This is a genomic window from Cyclonatronum sp., assembly GCF_022565315.1.
In the GTDB taxonomy this organism is placed as follows: Bacteria; Bacteroidota; Rhodothermia; order Balneolales; family Cyclonatronaceae; genus Cyclonatronum.
This window is the reverse complement of sequence record NZ_JAIUMX010000158.1, coordinates 1-6,567: the sequence shown is the minus strand read 5'-3', so window position 1 is coordinate 6,567 and position 6,567 is coordinate 1. Positions and strand designations below refer to the sequence as shown.

Sequence of the window (6,567 nt, the reverse complement as noted above, 5' to 3'; positions counted from 1 at the left end):
TCGACTTCCCGGGCTTGAATATAGGCATCGCCTTCACGCCGGACAGTCTCTGGTAAAATAGCCGAAACCACCGGTAACTAAAGCTGCGGTGTATTCCGCAGCATGATGCGGGATTCAGTGTTTCACACTAAGCCGGCTTTTTTTGACCGCTAAACTTAAATTATCGGCAGAAAAAGTAATAAAAGCCATTTAGTGAATGACTGAATCCCGGCATCTGCCGGCAGGACAAGCTGCACTATTTCTGGTTCCCGGTTAAAGCAGCACTGTGTGAATCTTTCCTTTTAAAAAAATGCGTGCAACCCGCCCGGGATTCGTACGCCCAAAACATCTGAAAAAAAATGACCTTAGATCAAACCATCTCAACCCAGCTGATGCAGGCCCTTCGCGACGGGGATAATGACATCCTTGCCAGCCTGCTCGAAAACCTGAATCCGGCCCACATTGCCGAGTTCATCCTTCAGCTTGAAACCCAAAACAAAGTCCGGATTTTCAAATCCCTGAGCAAAAACGCACAGCTCGACCTGCTTAAAATACTCGATGAGGACGTTGAGTATGAAATTCTCTCAACACAAACCATCGCTTTTATTTATCAGCTTGTTGAGAAAATGCCGCATGATAAGCGGGTGGATCTGCTCAAATCATTTCCGGAAAACAAACGGAAGGAAATCATCAAACAGCTCGCACAAACCGAGCGCGAAGATATCCTGAAGCTGTCTTCTTACAAAGAGGGCACAACCGGTGCGATCATGACCACCGACTATGCTGTGATCACCGCTGACCTTACGGCAGAAAGGGCTCTTGATCAGCTCAGGTTCGAGGCGCCGGAAAAGGAAACCATCTACTACGCCTACGTGATTGATGCGCAGCGCCGCCTGATTGGCACGGTTTCGCTGCGTCAGCTCATCACGGCTGACAAGCACGAGAAAATCAGCGCCCTTATGGCGACCGATTTCGTGAGCGTTTTTGCGGATGAGTCCGATCAGAAAACCGCCCGCATGCTCAAGGAAGCCGATCTGCTCGCCATACCTGTGCTCGACCGTCAGGCACGCATCGTCGGTATCGTTACTTTCGACGATGCCATGCAGGTGATTGAGGAGGAAACTTCCGAAACCATGTTTCAGAAAGCCGGTATCGCCGGCCGCAGCGACCGGGACAAGGAGCGTGAAAGGGATTTGGTGAACAGCAGCAAACTGCTCAAAGGCAGCATCTGGTACCCCATCCGGCTGCGCATGATGTTCCTGTTTGTTACCCTCGCCGGCGGTTTTCTGGTTGGCGGTGTGATCGATTACTTCGAGGAAGTACTCGAGGCCGTACTGGTTGCCGCAATTTTCATCCCCGTACTCATGGATATGGGCGGAAATGTGGGCACGCAGTCGTCCACCATCTTTGCCCGTGGACTGGCGCTGGGCCACATTGATACCAACCGCATGTTCAGCCACATCGGGCGGGAAGTATCCATCGGAGCTGTAATGGGCGTTGCGCTCGGCCTCATCGGGGGCTTGGTGGCCTGGTTCTGGCAGGGTGCCCCCAACGGCATCCCCGAGATCGGCCTTGCTGTCGGAATCGGCCTCGCTGTTGTGGTACCCGTCGCAACCCTGCTCGGGTTTCTGTTGCCTTTCATCCTGCTTAAGCTCGGTTTCGACCACGCGCCCGGAGCCGATCCGTTCATCACCACCATCAAAGACTTCACCGGCCTCGGGCTCTACTTTTACCTTGTGGCCTACCTGATCGGGGTCTGAGAGATCCCTAATTCATAACCGCTGATCCAATGACAGGCTGTCCGGAGACCTTCCGGTCGGCCTGTTTAGCTTTCCAGGAAGTTTACATTCTGTCATCTCACGGGCAGATTGGCTAATTTGCAGGATTCAGTATCCTTCGTTAGTACCACCCCGAACCGCATCACCCTAAAACCAAAAAAACATTGGGTATAAACATCCGCATCCCGCAGGCTTCCGATCCGGTAAAGCGGGCGCTGTTGCTCAGCCTTGCCGTTTCAGCCGTGTCCCTTTCCCTCAAAATCGGCGCATTCGTCGTAACCGGGTCTTCGGCGGCACTGTCGGATTCGCTCGAATCGGTAGTGCACATTTTTGCAGTCGGCTTCGTGGTGTACGGCTACTACCTGAGCCTGAAGCCCGCCGACGACGACCATCACTACGGGCATGAGCGCATCGAGCTGCTTTCGGTCGGGGCCGAGGGCGCCATCATTCTCGCGGCGGCCCTCACCATCGTGTACTACGCGGTACAAAGCCTGATTACCGGCATCGTAATCCAAAACATGGGGACCGGCCTGATTATGCTGATCGGGGCGGCGCTCATAAACCTGCTGCTCGGCACCTACGTGCTGCGCGTGGGCAGGGCGCACGGCAGCATGATCGCCGTGAGCAACGGCAAACACACGCTTACGGACGTATGGACCAGCGGTGGCGTCGTTACGGCGCTCATCATCATCCACTTTACCGGCTGGATTTATATTGATGTGATTGTGAGCCTTGCCATTGCCGGCTACATCAGCTACGAAGGCTGGCAGCTGCTGCGTTTTTCGGTGAAGGGCATCATGGATGAGCGCAACCCCGAGGTTGATGCCGCCCTGCGAAAGGAGCTCGACCGCGAACTGCCGGGGCACATCACCGGCTGGCATCACCTGCGGCACCGCACTTCCGGCCGGACAACCTGGGTGGAGCTGCACCTTGTGTTCTCCGATAACATCAGCCTCGAGCAGGCGCACGCCGACGCCACACGGCTCGAGCGCCGCCTCATCGACGCCCTCAAAACAGACGGCGTCATAACCCTGCACCTCGAGCCACAGACCGCCCACGATGCCGATCATCAGATTCTGAAAGGTGCCAACAAAAAGAAAAAGCTCGACGAATTCGCCTGAGGCTGCATCCGGTTTTTGGCAAAGCGGGTTCATTTTGTGTAGGGTGATGGCCTCCCAAACCTGAGCAGGCCGCATCAGCAGAGAAACTTTTTTTGTATCGGTGGATGGGGGCTTTATCCCGCTTTTGAAGTAATACATGCTTCACAAATGCAGCTTATATTCGTGTCAGACGGATTTTTTCTAAACCCCCAAGCTGCACAACTCCCATGATTTCCTTTGATGATGACTCCCGGATGCGGCCGTGGCGCGTCCAAAAAATGCGCGAGCTGCTGCCGGCCCTGCAGGAAATGGTGGCCGAAATGCGGCTTGTGCCCGAGCGCTATGCAAAGCGGCTGGAACGCATCCATCCCGAAAACCGGGACAGTGCCGTGAACCTGCTGCAGTACCTTGTGCTGCGGCAGCACGACATGCGCGGGGTGCAGCGGGAGCTGGCAGGGCTGGGGCTTTCGTCGCTGGGCCGGGCCGAAGCAGGGGTGATGGAAAGCTTCCGGGCGGTCATCCGTCTCATCAACACGGCCCTTGCGGCCACAGATGGCAGTCTGGCAAAGCCTGAAATCAGCAATCCGGATCCCGCTTTTTTACAGCCGCCTTCCGGTAGTTCGCGCCTCGCCGAGAATACAGCGCGGCTGCTTGGCAGCCCGCCCGCGCACCGCAGCACGCGCATCATGGTCACTATGCCGGAGGAAGCCGCCCAAAACAGGCAGCTTATCACTGAATTGCTCGAAAGCGGGATGGATGTGGCCCGCATCAACTGCGCCCACGATCAGCCGGCTGACTGGCAGCGCATGGTCGAAAATCTGCTGATGGCAGGCCGCGAAACCGGGAAAAGCTGCCGGATAATGGCCGACCTTGCCGGACCCAAAATCCGAACGGCAGCGGTTCCGGCGGCGGTGCAGGTGCTCAAAGTTCGTCCGCAGCGGGACGCGCTCGGCCGTGTTGTCGCGCCTTCCCGCATCCGGCTGCTGCCGGCGCAGGATGAAGCGATGGCCGCTGAAGAGGCCGGAAATGCCCCCGTGCTCTGCCTCGGTCCCGAATGGCTCGCTCAGCTAAAGCCGGGAGATGTGCTGCACCTCACCGACACCCGCGGTTCCCGCCGGAAACTGCTGCTTGAGCGGGATGATACCGGCGCCCTGTGCGCGCGCTGCCACAAAACCGTTTATGCCGCACCCGAACTGCTGCTGCGCGCCGCGCGTGAGGGGCTGCCGGTCACCACCATCAAAGCCGTGCTGAACCCCGATGCTTTCGTACTGCTCAGCGCCGGCGACCTCCTTGAAATTTCGTTTGGGTCCGCATCCCCGCAAAAATCCGCCCCGGATGCCGGCAACGAACACCCGCTGCCGCTGCCGGAACCGGACGTGCGGATCGGCTGTACGCTTCCCGAAGCCTTCCGAAATGCCCTGCCCGGTGCGCCGGTCTGGTTCGACGACGGCAAAATCGGCGGCATCATCGAAACAGTTTCTGAGGCCGGCGTGCAGGTGCGCATCCGTCAGGCACGGCCCGGCGGCACCAAACTGCGGGCCGACAAAGGCATAAATCTGCCGCAAACGCCCATTCAGGTTGATGTCCTCACGCCCAAGGACCTGGCCGATCTGCCGTGGATTCAGCAGCATGCCGATCTCGTCGCGCTTTCATTCGTGAACCGCGCCTCCGACGTGCAGCAGCTCATGGATGCCATGAAAGGCGCAGCCGGGCGCGGGGGAGAAGACGCAGAGCAGACCCCCGGTGATGAACCGAAGCAGCCGGCCATCATCCTCAAAATCGAGACGCGTCAGGGTTTCGAAAACCTGCCCGATATGCTGCTCACGGCCATGCAGGCACGTTTTTGTGGGGTGATGATTGCCCGGGGCGACCTCGCCATCGAGTGCGGATTCGAGCGCATGGCCGAGGTGCAGGAGGAAATCCTCTGGATTTGTGAGGCTGCGCACGTACCGGTAATCTGGGCCACGCAGGTACTCGAAAACCTCGCCAAAACCGGCCTGCCGTCACGGGCCGAAATCTCCGACGCCGCCATGGGCAACCGCGCCGAATGCGTGATGCTCAACAAAGGCCCGCACATCACCGCCGCCGCCCGAACCCTGGACAACATCCTGCAGCGCATGCAGGCGCATCAGGCCAAGAAAAAGCCCCTCATGGGCAGGCTCAACGTAGCCAAATCAGTACCCGGCGCCGGCAATGGCAATGGCACGCGGATTTAGCGGATTGTGCCGGATTTCCGCGGATTTATTTATTTCGCGCAAAGGCGCAAAGGCGCAAAGGCGCAAAGGGGGGAAGGCGCTGACGAAAACTTCAAAATATTCAAAATGCTAAACCTGGCAACACACTGACATACTGACATACTGAACCTGGCGACACACTGACACACTGAAATACTGACATACTGAAAAAAAACTATCCCCCCCGCAAGCGCCTGAGCCTTTCGTTGAGGCGCTCTTCTACGGGGCTGCTGCCGGGTTCGTAGTATTTGAGACCGGGGAATTCCTCGGGGAGGTATTGCTGGGCGACCCAGTTGTTGGGGTATTCGTGCGGGTACAGGTACTGCTCGGAGGGGTTGTCGCTGCTTTCGTAGCGGGCTTTCAGCTTGTTGGCGGTTTTGTCGCGCAGGTGCGGCGGTACCGTGCCGGGGCCCGATTTGCGGATGTGGTCCAGCGCTTTGAAGATGGCTTTGGTGCTGTTGCTTTTCGGGCAGAGCGCCAGGTACAGGCAGGCGTGCGACATAAAATACAGGCCCTCCGGCATGCCGCAGGTTTCGAAGGCGTGCTGACACGCCTTTACCAGCTCAAGGGCTTTGGGCTCGGCCATGCCGATATCTTCGGAGGCAAAAATGAGCAGCCGCCGGAAAATAAACTGCGGATCTTCGCCGCCTTCGAGCATGGCTGCGAGCCAGTGCAGTGCTGCATCGGCATCGGAGCCCCGCAGGCTTTTGATCAGCGCCGAAGCGTAGTGGTAGTGCTCGTCGCCCTGCCGGCTGAAGCGCACGTTCCGCTTTTGGATGGATTCCCGTGCGACCGACAGACTCACCCGGCGCGTGCCTGTTTCGTCAGGGTCGGTGGTGAGTACGGCCATTTCCAGCGCGTTCAGCGCGTTGCGGATGTCGCCTGCGGCATAGGATGCGAAATGATGCAGGGCATCGTCGGCGATTTCGATGTTGAAGCGCGCGAGCCCGCGCTCGCGGTCGGCGAGGGCGCGGCGCAGCAGGGTGATGAGGTCGGCCTCGTCGAAGGGCAGCAGCTCGAACAGCTGACAGCGCGACAGCAGCGGACTCACCAGCGAGTAGTACGGGTTTTCGGTTGTTGCCCCGATAAGGGTGAGCAGGCCCGACTCAATGTGCGGCAGCAGCGCATCCTGCTGTGCCTTGTTCCAGCGGTGGATTTCATCCACAAATAAAATGGTGCGGGTCTGCTGCATGCGCTCGCGGGTGCGGGCTTCTTCCACAACGGCGCGCAGCTCTTTGATGCCGTCGAGCACGGCATTCAGCACCACAAAGCGGGCGTCGATTTCCTGGGAAATTACGTTGGCGAGGGTTGTTTTGCCGCTGCTCGGCGGACCGTACAAAATAACAGAACCGATGGTGCCGGTGCGGATCATGCGGTTCAGCAGCATGCCTTCGGAGAGCACGTGCCGCTGCCCTACAAATTCCTCCAGGGAAACCGGCCGCATGCGGGTAGCCAGCGGGGCTGCGCCCCTGTTTT

The 6,567-nt window shown here is 58.4% G+C and carries 4 protein-coding genes; 3 read left to right on the top strand and 1 reads right to left on the bottom strand.

From position 1 onward, the window contains the following. The first annotated feature begins 338 nt into the window (after positions 1-338). The 3 genes from mgtE (at position 339) to LAT75_RS14840 (ending at position 5,073) form a co-directional block, all read left to right on the top strand. A complete protein-coding gene (gene mgtE, locus LAT75_RS14850) occupies positions 339-1,739 on the top strand; it encodes a magnesium transporter (RefSeq protein WP_291483488.1) in 1,401 nt (466 codons plus the stop codon). Between the two features lie 182 nt (positions 1,740-1,921). Then, positions 1,922-2,878 (top strand): cation diffusion facilitator family transporter, encoded by a 957-nt coding sequence (locus LAT75_RS14845; RefSeq protein ID WP_291483486.1) that lies wholly within the window; start codon positions 1,922-1,924, stop codon positions 2,876-2,878. Between the two features lie 206 nt (positions 2,879-3,084). Next, entirely contained in the window at positions 3,085-5,073 is a 1,989-nt protein-coding gene (locus LAT75_RS14840; protein ID WP_291483484.1) for a pyruvate kinase, read from the top strand. Positions 5,074-5,266: 193 nt separating this feature from the next. Here LAT75_RS14840 and LAT75_RS14835 read toward each other — a convergent pair. Beyond that, on the bottom strand, positions 5,267-6,567 hold a 1,301-nt coding region (locus tag LAT75_RS14835), incomplete at its 5' end, for a replication-associated recombination protein A (protein ID WP_291483482.1).